Consider the following 16,765-nt stretch of genomic DNA (forward strand, 5'->3'; position numbering starts at 1 on the left):
TTACAACTGGACGCCGGAGAACGACATAAAGCCCAATGCCATCAATCCGGTGGTAATAAAGGTAATGCCCAGGCCACGCAGTCCGGCTGGCACATCGGCATACTTCAGTTTTTCGCGGATCCCCGCCATGGCAACGATCGCCAGCATCCAGCCGGTGCCGGAGCCGAAGCCATACACCACGGATTCCATAAAGTTGTAATCACGCTGCACCATGAACGACACGCCGCCGAAGATGGCACAGTTCACCGTGATCAACGGCAGGAAGATCCCCAGCGCGTTGTAGAGCGCCGGGAAGAAGCGATCGAGGATCATCTCCAGGATCTGCACCAGTGCTGCAATCACACCGATAAAGGTGATGAAGTTGAGGAAGCTCAAATCGACGCCTTCCACCAGCGCCCCGTCACGCAGGATCAGGTTATAAACCAGATTGTTGACCGGTACCGAGATGCCAAGCACCAAGGTGACGGCAATCCCCAGGCCAAACGAAGTTGAGACCTTCTTCGACACCGCCAGGAAGGTACACATCCCCAGGAAGAACGCCAATGCCATGTTCTCAACGAACACCGCACGCACAAACAGGCTGATATAGTGAGCCATCGGCGGTTACTCCTTTTCTATCTGCGCTGGCTTGAGGGAACGTAATCCCCAAATCAGCAGGCCGATGATAAAGAACGCACTCGGCGCCAGCAGGAACAGGCCGTTAGGCTGATACCAGCCGCCGTTCTGTACCGTTTCCAGCACCGTAATGCCAAACAGCTTGCCCGAGCCCACCAGCTCACGCAGGAAGCCCACCAGGATCAGGATCACGCCGTAGCCCAGCCCGTTGCCGATACCGTCCATAAAGCTCTCAATCGGCGGTGACTTCATGGCGTACGCCTCGGCGCGGCCCATCACGATACAGTTGGTGATGATCAGCCCGACGAACACCGAAAGCTGTTTGGAGATTTCAAACGCATAGGCGCGCAGCAACTGATCGACCACGATCACCAGCGAGGCGATAATCGTCATCTGGACGATGATGCGCACGCTGTTGGGGATATGGTGGCGGATCAGCGAGATAAAGAAGCTGGAAAACGCGGTGACCAGGGTGACCGCAATGGTCATCACCACCGCCGTTTCCAGCTTGGTAGTCACCGCCAGGGCCGAACAGACGCCCAGCACCTGTAGCGCGATCGGGTTATTGTCAAACAGCGGCCCCAACAGGACCCGTTTAACCTCTTTGGAATCAGCCATTTTTCAGCGCTCCTTCACGAACTTTCTGCAGGAATGGGCCAAAACCGTGCTCGCCCAACCAGAAATTAAACGTATGCTGTACGCCGTTAGCGGTCAGCGTTGCGCCGGACAGGCCATCCACACCGTGGATATCCCCTTGCCGCGCTCCGCCCTTCACGATGCGGATGGCCGGGTTACCGTTGTCATCAAACAGCTGCTTGCCGATCCACTGCGCGCGCCAGCTGGCGTTCTGGATCTCGCCGCCCAGGCCAGGGGTTTCACCGTGCTGGTAAAAGCTCAGCCCGCGCACCGTATTACCGTCGGCATCCAGCGCTACAAAGGCGTACATCATCGACCAGAGGCCAGTGCCGTAGACCGGCAGCACAATCTTGCTCACCGCGCCGCTTTCATCGCGTACCAGGTAGATTTCAGCCTGATTGCTACGGCGGCGGATACCGGCCAGATCTTCCTCGGCGGTCAACGCCCGGCTCTTGGCATCGCTGCGTAATGCGGCGGCCAGATCGAAGGAAGCAGCATCACCAGGCACAAACTCACCGCTGTCCAGATCCAGCAAACGCGGTTCAATGCGTTTACCAAAGGTCGCTTTCACCTGTTCGCCGGTCATTCCCGGTTGCAGTAAACCAGCCACGTCCAGAATGTTGCGCTGCTTATCCAGCAGGCGTTGTTCCTGCTGTTTGGATTGCAGCCCGACGGCGGAGCCCGCAACCACCACAGAACACACCAGGCAAAGCAGCAGCACTACCAGCAGCGTTTTGCCAAAGCTGTCATTTTTAGATTCATTCGCCACGTGCTTTTCTCCGCTTGATGTTAGCCTGCACCACCAGATAATCGAACAGCGGTGCGAACAGGTTGGCGAACAGGATCGCCAGCATCATGCCTTCCGGATAGGCCGGGTTGACCACCCGGATCAGCACGCACATCACGCCGATCAGGATGCCGTACCACCACTTCCCTTTGTTGGTAAACGAAGCGGAAACCGGGTCGGTCGCCATAAAGACCATACCGAAGGCAAAACCACCCAGCACCAGATGCCAATACCAGGGCATGGCGAACATCGGGTTGGTGGCGGAGCCAATAGCGTTGAACAGATACGCCGTGGCGATCATGCCGATCATCACACCGGCCACGATGCGCCAGGAAGCGACACGGCCAAACAGGATAATCGCCCCGCCGATCAGGATCATCAGGGTGGAGACTTCACCGATCGAGCCAGGGATATTGCCGATAAACGCATCCATCCAACTGATGGATTGGCCGGTAGTGACGTTGGTCAGGCTATGTGCTCCGCCTACGCTCCACTGTGCCAACGGTGTCGCACCGGAAAAGCCGTCTGCCGCCGTCCACACCAGATCGCCAGAGATCTGCGCCGGGTAGGCAAAAAACAGGAAGGCACGCCCCGCCAAGGCCGGGTTGAGGAAGTTACGCCCGGTGCCGCCGAAGATCTCCTTGGCGACGACCACACCAAAGCTGATACCCAGTGCGGCCTGCCATAACGGCAGGGTTGGTGGCACGATCAGGGCAAACAGGATCGAGGTCACGAAGAAGCCTTCGTTGATCTCATGCTTGCGTACCATCGCAAACACCACTTCCCAAAAACCTCCTACTAGGAATACCACGGCGTAGATCGGGACGAAGTAGGTCGCACCGAGCACCATCTTGCTGATCCAGCCAGCATCGGCGCCGAGCGTGGCACCCAGCATCTGTGCCAGCCAGTAATGCCAATCCCCTGCCAGCACCTGTTGCAGTTGATCGCCGCTGTACAGGTGATGCAGCGCCGGGATAGTCTGCTGGCCAACGTTGTACATGCCCCAGAACATCGCCGGGAACACCGCCAACCACACCAGGATCATCATACGTTTCAGATCGATGGCATCACGCACGTGCGAGGCCCCGCGCGTTACCGTGCCGGGGGTATAGAACACCGTCGCCGTTGCTTCAAACAGCGGGTACCACTTTTCCAGCTTGCCGCCCGGCGTGAAGTGATGCTCAATCTTGTCAAAAAAATTCTTCAGGCCCATCGGTTATCCTTCCTGCTCAATCTTGGTCAGCACTTCGCGCAGCACCGGGCCATATTCATACTTGCCGGGGCAAACGAAGGTACACAACGCCAGATCTTCTTCATCCAGCTCCAGACAGCCCAGCGCCTGGGCACTGTCGGTATCGCCCGCCAGCAAATCGCGCAGCAGATGGGTCGGCAGGATATCCAGCGGCATCACCCGTTCGTAATTGCCGATCGGCACCATCGAACGCTCACCGCCGTTGGTGGTGGTGGAGAAGGCGAACAGCTTGTGTTTGAGGAAATGGCCCAGTGTGGTGCGGGTGATGGAGAATTTATCCGGCGCTGGCGTGATCCATCCCAGCAGCTCTTTCTCCCGCCCTTCCAACAACACTGAAACCTGGTGGTGGAAACGGCCCAGCCAGGCGCTCGGGCCGCTGGCATGAAAACCACTCAGTACCGAGCCGGAAATGACCCGGTTCTCACCGGCCTTCAGGCGGCCCGCCGTCAGTTCATCCAGGCTGGCCCCCAAACGGGTACGCAGCAGCACCGGTTGTTCCACCTGCGGCCCCGCCAGAGCAACGACGCGCCGGGTATCCAGCTTGCCGGTGGTAAACAGGGTACCGATGGCAATCACGTCCTGATAACCGATATGCCAAACGGTTTTCTTCAGGCTGACCGGCTCCAGGAAGTGAATATGCGTCCCCACTAGTCCCGCCGGGTGCGGGCCAGCAAACTCATTGTAATCAATCTGCGATCCGGCAGCCGTATCCAGCCGCGTACCTGCCGCATGACAGACATGGACCTTGCCTTCCGTCAGACGTGCCAATACCGTCAGGCCGGCGTTAAATGCCGCCAGTTGCTCGTTGATAATCACTAAGGGATCGGCCGCCAACGGCTGGGTATCGATAGCGCTGACGAATATCGCGCGCGGTGAGGTGCCTGGATGAGGGGTCTTGCTGAACGGGCGGGTGCGCAGTGCGGTCCACAGGCCGCTGGCGATCAGATCGCTTTCGACCTGTTGGCGCTCCAGCATCGGCAAATCAGCCTGCTGATAATAAGCCAGCTCTACCTGCTCTTCGCCATCGTTGTCGATGTCAATGACGACCGATTGCAACATGCGGCGTTCACCGCGATTGATAGCCGCGATCTGCCCGCTGGCCGGTGCCGTAAAGAATACCCCGGGGATCTTCTTGTCTTCAAACAGCGCCTGGCCTTTTTTAACGCGATCGCCAACCTGTACCAACATGGAGGGGCGCATACCAACATATTCCTGGCCGAGCAGCGCCACTTTGGTGATCGCTGGGCCATTCTGGATCGCCTGCGAAGGCGCCCCAGCTATTGGCAGATCCAACCCTTTTCTTATTTTGATCATAGGAGTTATACGATGTTTTAAATTTTTACACGTCCTACCGGCCCAGAGGCAGGCACAGAGCGTGCAGGATGATGAGGTGGCCTTGGCCCCCTCAGGATGAGCACGATGACCTCATGCCCAACTTGAATTATTCCCACTGACCGTTAACGCGCAGGCCGGTGATAAGCCAATACTGCAGAATGTTAAAACATTGCTATAAACGATGGCGGAATTGATGCTATTTCACACAATAGCCACGCACTGATTACCGATTAATAACGATGCAGCATGGCAAGATATTAACATTTTCGGCGGCATTTTTCCGTGCTATCTAGTGACCTGAGTCGAGGAAATGCAATTAAATAGTTGTTATCCTTTAACACTATTCGTAAAAATCTGCGGCTCATTTCACTTTTACCGATGATTGTAGTTTTTTTATACACTTCCGATATTGCTAAAAAACAACACGCTGGTAATCTGACGTGGTTTAATGTGGTAAATCGTCAGTGGCATGCTGGTTAGGTTAGTTTTCATCCCCTATGAATTTCAAGTTGCAGCTAGGCGACAAACTTGTTCATCCCCAGTCACTTACTTGTAGTAAGTGACTGGGGATGAACAAGTGCAGGTAACAACGCTGCAGCTTGAAAGGCGACGGGGATATATCAGCAAATAAATATAAGCAGGATAAATTAAGAATGAGCAAAATCGCGCTGTTGTTTGCGATGCTATTTTGTACGCCGCTGATCACGGCTTGCAGCGCCAGTGAGCCAGCCCCGGCTCCCCAGACGCCCCTGGTTGCACAGCAATTACTAGGTTCGCCGGTCTATATCCAGATATTCAAAGAAGAGCGCAAGCTGGAGCTGTACGCCAAGATGGGCAACGAATTCCGCCTGGTGAATAGCTTCTCGATCTGCAACTTCTCCGGTGGGCTTGGCCCGAAGCGCCGTGAAGGGGATTTCAAAAGCCCTGAAGGCTTTTATAGCGTCGATACCCGCCATCTGAAGCCAGACAGCAAATATTATCGCGCCATTAATATCGGTTTCCCGAATGATTACGATAAGTCGCAGGGATATTCCGGCGCCTATCTGATGATCCACGGGGAATGCAAATCGATCGGTTGCTACGCGATGACCAACGCCTATATGGACGATATCTATCGTTACGTTGAAGCGGCATTTGCTCACGGGCAAACCCGGGTGGATATCAGCATTTATCCGTTCCGCATGACCGAACAGAACCTGCAACGCCACCGTTCATCGACCTACATCAGCTTCTGGCGTCAGTTGAAACCAGGCTATGACTACTTCGTCAAAAACCGTCAGCCACCGCTGGTCAGCGTGGCCAACGGCCAATATGTGTTGGCACAGCCGGTAATTGGCAGCGGTCAGCCAACGCAATATGCCTCAACGATTGAGACTAACACCAACCCCTTCGCCCGCAGCAAGCCGCTCACCGAAGTGAAATAACGCAAACTCGCCTGGTGCAATCTTGTGCCAGGTTTCATTGCCCGTCAGCGGCTGGGTCGCAATGACCGTGACCACATCATCCGGCGTGGTCTGCCGCTGAAAATCAATCTCTACGTCCTGATCGAGCAGCGTAGCTTTACCAAAAGGCGCTCGCCGGGTGATCCAGTAAAGGTTGGTGGAGCAATAGGCCATCACAAAGCGCCCATCTGACAACAGCATATTGAACACCCCTTTCTGCCGCAGTTGGTCGGCCAATAACGCAATATAGCGGAACACGGCAGGCCAGTTGCTGGGGGTGCGCGGGTATTTTAGCGCCAGCTGATGTAACAGCCAGCAGAAGGCATATTCACTGTCGGTCTGCCCCACAGGGCGGAAGTTACCGGTCGCCAGTTGGCGATAGCCTTTCAATTGGCCATTGTGGGCATAAGTCCAATTGCGGCCCCACAGCTCACGGGTAAAGGGATGGGTATTTTCCAGCGCCACTTCACCGCGATTGGCCTGTCGAATGTGAGAGACCACGGCACAGGACTTGATCGGGTATTCCTGCACCAGACGGGCAATCGGTGAATTGAAGCTTGGCTGGGGATCTTTGAATGTGCGGCAACCGTTGCCTTCATAGAAGGTAATGCCCCAACCATCTTTATGTGGCCCGGTTCGGCCACCGCGCTGTACCAGCCCGGTAAAGCTAAAACAGATGTCGGTTGGTACGTTGGCGCTCATCCCGAGCAGTTCACACATCGATTGCCACCCCTTGAGGACTACTGACATTGGTATAAGGGCGCAGCCTGATGCCACGCCCTACATTATTGCTGAATAACGGTGTTTAATACCGCGACACTTCAAGCCCGAGACAGGTGGGGAGCATGCAGATAGCCGACCGTTGAGCGCAGGGATGCGCGATTGCGAGCCCCCACGGACGGGTTTACGGCGTGTCGGCGTTCTGCATGCTCCCCGCCTGTAGCACTATCAGGTGCAGCTATTTAGCTTACGCCTTCACCATCTCTTTTTCGATCAGTTGAATCAAGATGTGGATCGCTTTGATATGAATTTCCTGGATACGGTCGGCGTAGCCAAAGTGCGGCACGCGGATTTCCACATCGGCACTGCCGGCCATTTTGCCACCGTCTTTACCGGTCAGGGTGATCACTTTCATCCCTTTGGCGCGGGCTGCTTCAATGGCTTTAATGATGTTACCGGAGTTGCCGGAGGTGGAGATCCCCAACAAGACGTCGCCTTCACGACCCACGGCTTCCACGTAGCGGGAGAATACATAGTCATAGCCAAAATCGTTGCTGACGCAGGACAGATGGCTAACGTCAGAAATCGCGATGGCCGGATAACCCGGGCGATTCTCACGGTAGCGGCCAGTCAGCTCTTCCGCGAAGTGCATCGCATCACAATGCGAGCCACCGTTACCACAGGAGATCACTTTCCCACCGGCTTTAAAAGAGTCCGCCAACAGCACTGCCGCGCGTTGGATGTTATCAATGTTGGCATCATCGCTGAGGAATTTCGCCAGGGTATCAGCCGCTTCATTCAGTTCACTGCGAATTAAATCATGGTACATAGAGATCGCCTCTTGTTGTGCGGTGGCATCGTCAATCTTTCGTCTCGCAGTGTAACGGATTGCAGAAAAACCGAGAAGCATTGCGACACAAACAGCGCTAGTGTGAAGCGACCTGAACATTTTTTGACAATTGATGCTGTCAGTTTGTGACTTAAGTTGTAATTAAAGTGTAAATACATTGATAAAAAAAGTGGTATGGACTAAAACCATTAGATATACACAACAGGTCAGACCTCTTACTACTTCGGAGCTTCTTATGATGGTTCTTAGTATCGTTATCTTCCTCGCACTCATTGGTGTGGTGTTTTATCACCGAGTGAACCTGGCTCTCAGCAGTCTGCTGCTGCTGGCCTATACCGCAGCCATGGGCGCTATCGGCCTTTGGACTTACTGGATGCTGGTCCCGTTGGCAATCGTGCTGCTGCCGCTGAACGTCGTTTCACTGCGCCGCTCGCTGCTTTCTGCCCCGGCACTGCGCGCCTTCCGCAAAGTGATGCCACCAATGTCCACCACGGAAAAAGAAGCCATCGACGCCGGGACCACCTGGTGGGAAGGCGATCTGTTCCGCGGCAACCCGGATTGGAACAAGCTGCACAACTACCCGCAGCCTAAGCTGACAGAAGAAGAGCAAGCCTTTATCGACGGCCCGGTTGAAGAAGCCTGCCGCATGGCCGATGACTTCCAGATCACTCACGAGCTGGCCGATCTGCCGCCGGAACTGTGGGCCTATCTGAAACAGCACCGCTTCTTTGCGATGATCATCAAAAAAGAGTATGGCGGGCTGGAATTCTCCCCTTATGCTCAGGCGCGCGTCCTGCAAAAACTGGCGGGTGTCTCAGGTATTCTGGCGATCACCGTCGGCGTGCCTAACTCCCTCGGCCCGGGCGAACTGCTGCAACATTACGGCACTGAAGAACAGAAAGATCACTACCTGCCAGGTCTGGCACGTGGCGATGAAATTCCTTGCTTCGCACTGACCAGTCCGGAAGCGGGTTCCGACGCCGGGGCTATCCCGGACGTGGGTACCGTCTGCATGGGCGAATGGGAAGGCAAACAGGTGCTGGGTATGCGCCTGACCTGGAACAAGCGCTACATCACTCTGGCACCGATTGCCACCGTGCTGGGGCTGGCCTTCAAGCTGCATGACCCGAGCCGCCTGCTGAGCGATAACGAATCCCCAGGGATCACCTGTGCGTTGATCCCAACCAGCACCCCAGGGGTCGAGATTGGCAACCGTCACTTCCCGCTCAACGTGCCGTTCCAGAATGGCCCAACGCGTGGCAACGACGTATTCGTGCCGATCGATTACATCATTGGCGGGCCAAAAATGGCCGGTCAGGGCTGGCGGATGCTGGTTGAATGCCTGTCGGTTGGCCGTGGCATCACCCTGCCATCCAACTCGACCGGCAGCCTGAAGTCTGTCGCTCTGGCGACCGGTGCATACGCCCATATTCGTCGCCAGTTCAAAATCTCTATCGGTAAGATGGAGGGGATTGAAGAGCCGCTGGCGCGTATTGCCGGTAATACCTACGTGATGGATGCCGCCGCATCGCTGATCACCTATGCGTTGATGCAGGGCGAAAAACCCGCGGTGCTGTCTGCCATCGTCAAATACCATTGTACCCACCGTGGCCAGCAGGCCATCATCGATGCAATGGATATCACCGGCGGTAAAGGCATCATGCTGGGTAAAGCCAACTTCCTGGCCCGTGCCTATCAGGGCGCACCAATTGCCATCACGGTAGAAGGTGCCAATATTCTGACCCGTACCATGATGATCTTTGGCCAGGGGGCGATCCGCTGCCATCCTTACGTCCTGACCGAAATGGCGGCAGCCCAGAACAACGATCTGCACACCTTTGACCAAGCACTGTTCGGCCACCTCGGCCACGTCGGCAGCAGCAAGATGCGCAGCCTGTGGCTCGGCCTGACCAACGGCCGCACCAGCAGCACGCCAACCAAAGATGCCACGCGCCGCTACTATCAGCAGCTAAACCGCCTGAGCGCCAACCTGGCGTTGCTGTCTGACGTTTCCATGGGCGTGCTGGGCGGCAGCCTGAAACGCCGTGAACGTATCTCTGCCCGTCTGGGTGACGTGCTCAGCCAGATGTATCTGGCCTCGGCCACGCTGAAACGCTTTGAGGATGAAGGACGCCAGAAAGAAGATCTGCCACTGGTTCACTGGGGCGTGCAGGACAGCCTGAATCAGGCAGAGCAAGCGCTGGACGACCTGCTGCGCAACTTCCCGAACCGCTTTATCGCCGGGGCGATGCGTCTGGTGGTGTTCCCATTCGGCCGCGTGCATACCGCACCTTCGGATAAGCTGGATCACCAGTTGGCGAAGATTATTCAGCAGCCTTCAGCCACCCGTAGCCGCATTGGCCGTGGTCAATACCTGACGCCAAGCGAGCATAACCCGGTTGGCCTGCTGGAAGCCGCGTTGTTGGACGTGATCGCCGCAGAACCTATCCACCAGCGTCTGTGTAAACAAGCCGGTAAAAACCTGCCGTTTACCCGCCTCGATCGTCTGGCACAACGCGCGCTGGATGAAGGCAAAATCAGCACCGACGAAGCCAAGATCCTGGTGAAAGCGGAAGAAAGCCGTCTGCGTTCGATTAACGTCGATGACTTTGCGCCGGACGCGTTGGCGGCGCAACAGCCGGCAAAGCCAGTAAAGCTGGAGAAACGCCAGCAGCAGACTGAAGCCGCATAACGGTCACTGAACGTAAATGCCAAGGGGCGATACCGTAACGGATCGCCCCTTCTTCATTGCAGAGTTAGGCTCAGCCGTGTTGGCGGATACGCGCCAGCAAGGCATCAATATGTGCAATGTGCGGCGCATTGACGATCAGCGCACGGCCCAGATTGAGGGCACTGCGCTGGCACTCGGCACGCATTTCTGCATCGGTAATGCTGTCCAGATCGGCCACGTGAGCCAGCCCGATAGTGCGGCGGATCAGCTCCGTGCCACAGTAGCCCACCGCATCGGCCCAGACCTGTTGCAGGAACTGTTCGGCATAGCCCGGCAGCGCCAGCGTTGCATCGCGGCTATGTTGATGGCACAGCGCCAGAAAACGGTCGGCAAAAATCAGCCACAGCTCACGGATATCCTGCAACCGTTGTTCACGCCCGGCCGCCGCATCACGCGGGCCGAACAGCCCCGGTAAACCACAATAGTTCAGCAGCAGGTTGCCCATCGCGGTGCCAATATCAAAACCAATAGGGCCGTAGAAGCCAAACTCGGCATCGATCGCCTTTAGCTTACCTTCGGCAACAAAGATCGAGCCGCTGTGAATATCGCCGTGCAGCAACGCTTCGGCCTTACTCAGGAAACGGTGTTTCAGCCCAGCCACCGCTAACTTGAGCGCCGTGTCATTGCGAAGCTCAAGTACCTGCGGCAGCAACGCCTCGTCAAAGTGGTTACGTTCGTGATCCTGATAGGGATCGCTAAAGAACAGATCTTCGGTGATCTGACACAGTTCCGGGTTGGTGAAGCGGCTGACTTCCGCCTTTTTCAACTGCGCGGTCTGGTAAAAATCAGAGGTGTGGAACAGGGTTTGCGCCAGATACTCCGCCAGTTGGCCAGCCGCCAGCGGGTAGTAACGCCCTTTCACCAGCTCACTGCGCCAGATATGGTGGTCGGAGAGATCTTCCTGCACCATCACCGCCAGCTCAGGATCGTGATGCAGGATCTTCACCGTGTGGCGCGGGCATAGCGCCCCGTGGATCAGCAGCGTTTCCGCTTCGATACGCGCCCGATCCAGCGTCAGCGGCCAGGATTCTCCCACGCAACGTACGTACGGCAGCGCCTGCTTGACGATCACCCGGCTGACGCCGTCGCCATCACGAATTTTAAATACCAGGTTGAGATTACCATCACCGATCTCATCGGCACTCACCAGTGCCTGAGGTTCGGCCAGTTGCCCATATTGACGCGCATATTCAACGGCATCGGCAGCAGTAAACGTACGATATTGTGACATCCCCCAACCCCTCTGTTCTTTCCCGTAGCGATGATTTTTTTATTTTTAGACGCAAAAGCGTTTGGACGTCTATACATCCGGATGTCATGTTGGCAGAATGGGTTCACAGATGCAATAAGAAAGACACAAGGATTTAACTACCGATGCAAGCATTTAACACCACCAGCCTGGACCTGAAAGATAACCGCCTGTGGATCCTCGACCAGCAAGCCCTCCCGCAGGAAAAGTGTTGGCTGCCTTGCGATAGCGTGGACGAACTGGTTGGGCATATCCGTGCCCTGCGGGTGCGTGGCGCACCGTTGATCGGGCTGTCTGCCAGCCTGTTATTAGCCCTGCTGGCCGAGCGTGGTCTGTCACAGAGTGAGTTGGAACAGGCGTTGCAGACGCTGCGTGCTTCACGCCCTACAGCGGTGAACCTGATGAACAATCTGGATCGCATGAAGCAGGCTTTGGCACAGCCGGATTGGGTGAGCGCGATGACTGAGGAAGCCCTGCGGCTGGTAGAAGAAGATAAAACCTTGTGCGATCGCATCGCCGATAACGGCGCTGAGTGGGTGAAACCTGGTAGCCGCCTGCTCACCCATTGCAACACCGGTGGGCTGGCGACGGCGGGTGTGGGTACGGCAATTGGCGTTCTGCTGCGTGCACATCAGCAGGGCAAGATCACTCAGGTGTGGGTTGATGAAACTCGTCCGTTGCTGCAAGGAGGACGACTCACCGCCTGGGAACTCGGTGAGCTGGGCATTCCTTACCGTTTGATCTGCGATTCAATGGCCGCCAGCCTGATGGCTACGGGCCAGGTCGATGCCGTCTGGGTCGGCGCAGACCGTATTGCGGCCAACGGGGACGTGGCCAATAAGATCGGCACTTACAGCCTGGCGGTGCTGGCCCATTATCACCGCATTCCGTTTTACGTTGCTGCCCCACATACTACGCACGATCCCCACTGCCCGAACGGTGCAGCCATTCCGATCGAACAGCGGGCAGCGGAGGAAATCACCGGCGTCAGCGGCAGCTTTGGTTCCTGCCAGTGGGCACCGCTGAACGCGCCAACCTACAACCCGGCATTCGATGTCACTCCGGCGGCTTTGATCAGTGGTTGGGTGTTGGATAGCGGCGTCATCACGCCAGAGCAGGTTGCCGACGGTGTTTTTCAGCGGGCATTGGCATAACGATACCCTCACCCTAGCCCTGTGGGAGAGGGTTGGGGTGAGGGGCTGCATGGACTCAATCTAATGTTGGATAGGCTGCGGCAATCTTGTCACCGGTAAAATGAGCTACCCAGCCTTCCGGGTTATCGAATACGCGGATGGCGGTGAAACTGGGTGCCGACCCCATATCAAACCAGTGGCGGGTGTTGGCTGGCACCGAGATCAGATCGTTTTTCTCACACAGGATCTGGAAGATTTTCCCTTCCAGATGCAGGCAAAACAGCCCCGCCCCTTCCACAAAGAAGCGCACTTCATCCTCACCATGGGTATGTTCGGCCAGGAACTTTTCCCGCAGCACTTCACGCTGGGCGTTATCGGGACGCATGCTGATCACATCCCAGCTCTGATAGCCCTTTTCTGCCACCAACCGGTCGATTTCATGCTGATAGGCGGCGATCACCGCTTCCGGCTGCGGGTTGTCCCCCAGTTCGCGATCGGCCTGCCAACGCTCAAAACGCACGCCAATCTGCGCCAGTTGTTGCTGGATAGCCTGCGCATCCTGGCTCTGCCACAACGGCTGCTGCGGCTGTTGATCGCTAAAAATGGTCAATCCACTCATCAGACAAACTCCCCTAACTCAATGTGATCAAAACGGTTAACCTGCCGGTGCTGGCTGTGCGGATCGGCCTCATCACGGATCAGTTGGCAGGTATGCCAACCCGCTTGCCGGGCGGCATCCAGCTCCTGATGGATATCGGACAGGAACAGCAGTTCGGCTGGCTCCAGGCCAATGGCCTGCGCGATATTCTGGTAAGACAGGCTTTCACGCTTGGCCCCCACGTGCGTATCAAAGTAACCGCTGAACAGCGGTTGCAAATCTCCCGCATCGCTGTAGCCAAACAACAGCTTTTGCGCTTCAACCGAACCGGAAGAGTAGACGTACAGCGTCAACCCTTGCTGCTGCCAGGCGGCTAACTGTGCGGCCACTTCCGGGTAGAGATGCCCCTGAAAATCGCCATTATGGTAGCCACTACGCCAAATGATGCCCTGCAAGGCTTTCAGCGCGGTAGATTTGCGATCCTCATCCATAAAACGGTAAAGCGCAGTGATAAGCTGTTCATTATCCGCGTCCGGTTGGGCAATCTCTTCACGCAATGCTGCCAGCGGTGCCGCCACTTCAGCGTCGTTATAATGGCAGCGGATAAACTCCCCCAGTCGCTCACGGGCATAGGGGAACAGCACCTGATGCACAAAGCGGATATCGCTGGTGGTGCCTTCAATATCGGTGACGATGGCGCGGATCATTTGGCCTCCAGTAAACGGCGTTGTAGTTCACACTGGAACAGGAACTCCAGCCCTTCAAGATGGCGGCGTGCTTGCGCCACCTGATTGCCCCAGCAATACAAGCCATGGCCACGCACCAGGAAACCGTACTGCAACGGCGTTACTTCGGCAAAAGCCGCCACGCGCCCAGCCAGCGCTGGAATGTCCTGATCGTTATCAAAAATAGGGATGCTGACGCTGTCGAGGTGGCTCTTCTGGCCGCTGAGGGATTTTTGCATTTCATACCCTTGCAGGACCAACGCGTCACTCTTCTCCACGCGAGAAAGCACGGTGGCATTGACCGAATGGGTATGCAGGATGGCCCCGACTGCGGGATAGAGCCGATAGATCAGCGTATGCAGGCCGGTTTCTGCCGAAGGCGTGCGGCCACTGGGAACATGGTTGTTCGCCGTTTCCACCAGCAATAAATCCTGCTCGCTCATGCTGCCCTTGTCTTTACCGGATTCGGTCACCAGGCAGCGTTGCTCGTCAAGGCGCAGCGACATATTGCCGCCGGTTGCCGGACACCAGCCCTTCTCACCGATCCAATGGCAGGCCGCCAATAAGGCATGTAGTTGCGGGTTTTCCGTCATTCGGTCATTCTTCCTGATAGCCATCTAAACGTCTTGATTGCCAAACATTAACATCGTGCTATATTATTCGCAACATAAGCGCCAGGAGAATTAGCCTGAAATGAGCACCGAAGCCCCGATCCCAGCCAGCAAGTTACCTGAACTCGGTACCACCATCTTTACCCAGATGAGCGCTCTGGCGCAGCAGCATCAGGCGATCAACCTGTCACAAGGCTTTCCGGATTTTGATGGCCCGGAGTATCTAAAACAGCGTCTAAGCTGGCACGTCAGCCAGGGTGCGAACCAATACGCCCCGATGACCGGTGCTGCACCGTTGCGTGAAGCCATTGCGGAAAAAACCGCCCAGCTTTATGGCTGGCAGCCAGATGCCAATAGCGAAGTGACCGTCACCGCCGGTGCCACCGAAGCTTTGTTCGCCGCGATCAGCGCCCTGGTGCGCGCTGGTGATGAAGTCATTTGTTTCGATCCCAGTTACGACAGCTACGCCCCGGCGGTACAACTTTCCGGCGGCGTATTGAAACGCATCGCGCTGCAACCACCGGCCTTCAAGGTGGATTGGCAACACTTTGCCGAGCAGCTCTCACCGCGCACCCGGCTGGTGATCCTCAATACTCCGCAAAATCCCTCCGCCACAGCTTGGTCGGCTGAAGATATGCAGCAACTCTGGGCCGCAATCGCCGATCGGGAGATCTATATCCTGAGCGATGAGGTTTACGAACATATCTGCTTTGCCAAAGGAGGACATGCCAGCGTGCTGGCCCATCCGCAACTGCGTCTGCGGGCGATTGCCGTTTCCTCGTTTGGTAAAACCTTCCATATGACCGGCTGGAAAGTGGGTTACTGCGTGGCTCCAGAGGCGTTGAGCGCAGAGGTACGCAAGGTTCACCAGTATTTGACGTTCTCGGTCAATACCCCGGCACAGCTGGCACTGGCCGATATGCTGCGCAACGAGCCGGAACACTGGCAACAGTTACCGGCGTTTTATCGTGCCAAGCGCGATCGTTTCGTGCAGGCGCTGGCTAACAGCAGACTGGAAATTCTGCCCTGCGAAGGCACCTATTTCTTGCTGGCCGATTACAGCGCCATCTCCGATCTGGATGACGTTGCCTTCTGCCATTGGCTGACCGAGCACGCAGGCGTGGCAGCGATCCCGCTGTCCGTCTTCTGTGCCGATCCTTTCCCTCATAAACTGATCCGGCTGTGCTTCGCCAAGCAAGATGCCACGCTGGATGCCGCTGCGGAGCGCCTATGTCGACTCTAAAAATTACCCTGTTGCAGCAACCGCTGGTCTGGCGGCAAGGTGAAGCCAACCTGCGCCAGTTCGATGCCTTACTGCCTGCGATTACTGGCCGCGATCTGATCGTACTGCCAGAAATGTTTACCACCGGCTTTGCTATGGATGCTGGGGAAAGTGCGCTGCCAGAGCAGCAGGTCATCGACTGGCTGCATACCTGGGCGGTGAAAACCAACGCCTTGATTGGCGGCAGCGTGGCGTTGAAAACGCCTGAAGGTGCGGTTAACCGTTTCCTGCTGGTAGAGCCCGGCGGCAAAGTGCATGGCTATGATAAACGCCATCTGTTCCGTATGGCCGGCGAGCACCTGCATTATCAGGCAGGGAAGCAGCGCACTATTTTCGAATGGCGCGGCTGGCGTATCCTGCCGCAAATCTGTTATGACCTGCGCTTCCCGGTGTGGTCACGCTATCAGCAGGATTACGATCTGGCTCTGTACGTGGCCAACTGGCCCGCTGCGCGCAGCATGCATTGGCAAACGCTGCTGGCGGCGCGGGCGATTGAAAATCAGATTTACGTGGCGGGTTGCAACCGCGTGGGCGAGGACGGTAACGGCCTGAATTACAGCGGTGACAGTCTGATCGTCAGCCCGCAGGGGGAACGCTTGGCCAGCGCAGAACCGGGCCAGGCGGCAAGGCTGGATGCCGAGCTTTCGCTGGAAACGCTGCAAACCTACCGCACGGCGTTCCCCGCCTGGCGTGATGCGGATAGCTTCCTGCTGCATGATTGAGTTAACAAATCCCCTCACCCTAACCCTCTCCCAAAGGGGGAGGGAACCGAATGTGCTACCTGTTAACGCCTGCATCT

16 protein-coding genes are annotated in these 16,765 nt (G+C 56.5%); 5 read left to right on the forward strand and 11 right to left on the reverse strand.

The annotated features are described in order from the left end of the window. Genes nqrE through ACRDCA_RS15700 form a run of 5 tightly spaced genes read right to left on the reverse strand, consistent with a single transcriptional unit; the run spans window position 1 to window position 4,604 of the window. Window positions 1-597, reverse strand: a complete 597-nt coding sequence (nqrE, locus tag ACRDCA_RS15680; RefSeq protein WP_021181925.1) for an NADH:ubiquinone reductase (Na(+)-transporting) subunit E — start codon at window positions 595-597, stop codon at window positions 1-3. Window positions 598-603: 6 nt separating this feature from the next. Next, complete coding sequence (locus tag ACRDCA_RS15685; RefSeq protein WP_021181926.1) at window positions 604-1,233, reverse strand: NADH:ubiquinone reductase (Na(+)-transporting) subunit D; 630 nt, start codon at window positions 1,231-1,233, stop codon at window positions 604-606. Continuing rightward, window positions 1,226-2,020: a Na(+)-translocating NADH-quinone reductase subunit C gene (locus ACRDCA_RS15690; RefSeq protein ID WP_438690364.1), complete on the reverse strand. Its 795-nt coding sequence runs from the start codon at window positions 2,018-2,020 to the stop codon at window positions 1,226-1,228. Before ACRDCA_RS15690 ends, ACRDCA_RS15685 begins: the two co-directional genes overlap by 8 nt. Beyond that, window positions 2,010-3,251 carry an NADH:ubiquinone reductase (Na(+)-transporting) subunit B gene (locus ACRDCA_RS15695; protein ID WP_438690365.1) on the reverse strand — a complete coding sequence of 414 codons (1,242 nt, stop codon included), beginning with the start codon at window positions 3,249-3,251 and terminating at the stop codon, window positions 2,010-2,012. The genes ACRDCA_RS15690 and ACRDCA_RS15695 overlap by 11 nt, the downstream gene beginning before the upstream one ends. A gap of 3 nt (window positions 3,252-3,254) precedes the next feature. Further along, on the reverse strand, window positions 3,255-4,604 hold the full coding sequence (locus ACRDCA_RS15700) for a Na(+)-translocating NADH-quinone reductase subunit A (RefSeq protein ID WP_438690366.1): 1,350 nt from the start codon (window positions 4,602-4,604) through the stop codon (window positions 3,255-3,257). A gap of 674 nt (window positions 4,605-5,278) precedes the next feature. On the opposite strand from ACRDCA_RS15700, the gene dpaA reads away from it, so the two are divergent. After that, the gene (gene dpaA / locus ACRDCA_RS15705; protein WP_438690367.1) at window positions 5,279-6,049 is read left to right on the forward strand and encodes a peptidoglycan meso-diaminopimelic acid protein amidase; all 771 of its coding nucleotides are present in this window, start codon (window positions 5,279-5,281) and stop codon (window positions 6,047-6,049) included. On the opposite strand, the gene ACRDCA_RS15710 is transcribed toward dpaA, so the two are convergent. Both ACRDCA_RS15710 and lpcA read right to left on the reverse strand, forming a co-directional pair. After that, window positions 5,987-6,787 carry a class II glutamine amidotransferase gene (locus tag ACRDCA_RS15710; RefSeq protein WP_438690368.1) on the reverse strand — a complete coding sequence of 267 codons (801 nt, stop codon included), beginning with the start codon at window positions 6,785-6,787 and terminating at the stop codon, window positions 5,987-5,989. The two genes, dpaA and ACRDCA_RS15710, sit on opposite strands and share 63 nt — an antisense overlap. 247 nt (window positions 6,788-7,034) lie before the next feature. Beyond that, the gene (gene lpcA / locus ACRDCA_RS15715) at window positions 7,035-7,616 is read right to left on the reverse strand and encodes a D-sedoheptulose 7-phosphate isomerase (RefSeq protein WP_025121790.1); all 582 of its coding nucleotides are present in this window, start codon (window positions 7,614-7,616) and stop codon (window positions 7,035-7,037) included. Between the two features lie 256 nt (window positions 7,617-7,872). On the opposite strand from lpcA, the gene fadE reads away from it, so the two are divergent. Beyond that, complete coding sequence (gene fadE / locus ACRDCA_RS15720) at window positions 7,873-10,329, forward strand: acyl-CoA dehydrogenase FadE (protein ID WP_438690369.1); 2,457 nt, start codon at window positions 7,873-7,875, stop codon at window positions 10,327-10,329. Window positions 10,330-10,399: 70 nt separating this feature from the next. Here the strand turns inward: fadE and mtnK are convergent, their stop codons facing one another. Further along, the gene (gene mtnK, locus ACRDCA_RS15725; RefSeq protein ID WP_438690370.1) at window positions 10,400-11,599 is read right to left on the reverse strand and encodes an S-methyl-5-thioribose kinase; all 1,200 of its coding nucleotides are present in this window, start codon (window positions 11,597-11,599) and stop codon (window positions 10,400-10,402) included. A gap of 143 nt (window positions 11,600-11,742) precedes the next feature. On the opposite strand from mtnK, the gene mtnA reads away from it, so the two are divergent. Further along, window positions 11,743-12,771: an S-methyl-5-thioribose-1-phosphate isomerase gene (gene mtnA, locus ACRDCA_RS15730; RefSeq protein ID WP_438690371.1), complete on the forward strand. Its 1,029-nt coding sequence runs from the start codon at window positions 11,743-11,745 to the stop codon at window positions 12,769-12,771. A 55-nt stretch (window positions 12,772-12,826) separates the two neighbouring features. On the opposite strand, the gene ACRDCA_RS15735 is transcribed toward mtnA, so the two are convergent. From ACRDCA_RS15735 to ACRDCA_RS15745, 3 genes are read right to left on the reverse strand one after another with little or no spacing between them, the layout of a single operon-like run. After that, entirely contained in the window at window positions 12,827-13,369 is a 543-nt protein-coding gene (locus tag ACRDCA_RS15735; protein WP_438690372.1) for a 1,2-dihydroxy-3-keto-5-methylthiopentene dioxygenase, read from the reverse strand. After that, window positions 13,369-14,055, reverse strand: coding sequence for an acireductone synthase (gene mtnC, locus ACRDCA_RS15740; RefSeq protein ID WP_438690373.1), 687 nt, complete (start codon window positions 14,053-14,055; stop codon window positions 13,369-13,371). Before mtnC ends, ACRDCA_RS15735 begins: the two co-directional genes overlap by 1 nt. After that, window positions 14,052-14,666, reverse strand: coding sequence for a methylthioribulose 1-phosphate dehydratase (locus ACRDCA_RS15745; RefSeq protein ID WP_438690374.1), 615 nt, complete (start codon window positions 14,664-14,666; stop codon window positions 14,052-14,054). The genes mtnC and ACRDCA_RS15745 overlap by 4 nt, the downstream gene beginning before the upstream one ends. Window positions 14,667-14,766: 100 nt before the next feature. Between ACRDCA_RS15745 and ACRDCA_RS15750 the strand changes: the two genes are divergently transcribed. Together ACRDCA_RS15750 and ACRDCA_RS15755 are read left to right on the forward strand one after the other, a co-directional pair. Then, a complete protein-coding gene (locus ACRDCA_RS15750) occupies window positions 14,767-15,927 on the forward strand; it encodes a pyridoxal phosphate-dependent aminotransferase (protein WP_438690375.1) in 1,161 nt (386 codons plus the stop codon). Then, a complete protein-coding gene (locus ACRDCA_RS15755) occupies window positions 15,915-16,688 on the forward strand; it encodes an amidohydrolase (protein ID WP_438690376.1) in 774 nt (257 codons plus the stop codon). The genes ACRDCA_RS15750 and ACRDCA_RS15755 overlap by 13 nt, the downstream gene beginning before the upstream one ends. Window positions 16,689-16,765: the final 77 nt, after the last annotated feature.

The organism is Serratia sp. (in: enterobacteria), assembly GCF_051654945.1.
Taxonomy (GTDB): Bacteria; Pseudomonadota; Gammaproteobacteria; order Enterobacterales; family Enterobacteriaceae; genus Chania.